Below are 968 nucleotides of genomic sequence, written 5' to 3'. Positions count from 1 at the left end.
CGTATTGCTGACACAACGTCGTTTGGTGGCCAAAAGTTATTGGACGGTAGTTATGGTAGTCAAGCATTCCAGATAGGCTCTAATGCAAATGAAACCATCAGCGTGTCTTTAAGGGCGACTGGGGCGGAGGCTATTGGCTCAAATAGCATCATTAATGCAGGTACTACGGCAGGTGTTGTTGGAGCACCGTCAGATTATACTGACGGTGGTACAATTACCCTGACCAATAATGTTTCTGGTGGTACATCTGACATTACAACATCTGACACTGATGATGCGGCAAGTATTGCAGGTAAAATCAATGATATTTCATCAACGACAGGTGTAAAGGCGACAGCATCTAATACCGTTGAGTTAACAGATTTGAATTTTGATGGTGGTACTTTAGATTGGGAGTTAACCAATAATGGCAACAAGGCGACAATCACTGCTGCTGCTGATGAGAATGACTTAGTTGACCAGATAAACAGCCAGGCCTCAGCAACAGGTATTACCGCATCTTTACATGAAGGTAAGGTAAGAATTTCAACTGAATCAGGGAGTGACCTTTCGTTTAAGAGCGCAGCTTTTACAGGTGCAACCAGTCCAGCGATTACGATGAATTCTGTGGTTGATGGCGCGGTTGGTTCGGCAGACTATAATGCTACGGCAGCAGGTAAGGTTGCAGGTGTAGTTAAGCTTGATAGTAACAGCGCTTTTACTTTAAGTGGTACTGAGAGTGGTGAGTTGTCAGGTGGAACGGCATCATCTCTAAATGCAATTAGTGATGTTGATATTTCAACAGCTGATGGTGCGCAAAATGCAATTGCTGCCATTGATGGTGCAATTGCGATGATTGATAATCAGCGTGCAGACTTAGGTGCGGTGCAAAACCGCATGAACTTCACCATTAACAACTTAAGTAATATTCAGGCAAACGTAACCGATGCCCGCAGCCGTATTCAAGATGTGGATTTTGCTTCAGAAAC

The 968-nt window shown here is 44.0% G+C and carries 1 protein-coding gene; it reads left to right on the top strand.

Annotated features, from left to right (window positions below):
• Positions 1 to 968: flagellin (locus tag AB4160_RS19490; RefSeq protein ID WP_372006097.1), on the top strand; the 968-nt coding region annotated here is incomplete at both ends.

Source organism: Shewanella sp. 10N.286.51.B8 (assembly GCF_041469325.1).
Classification (GTDB): domain Bacteria; phylum Pseudomonadota; class Gammaproteobacteria; order Enterobacterales; family Shewanellaceae; genus Shewanella.
Note: the sequence above shows the minus strand (reverse complement) of the source record. Positions and strands in the feature narration are given on the sequence as shown.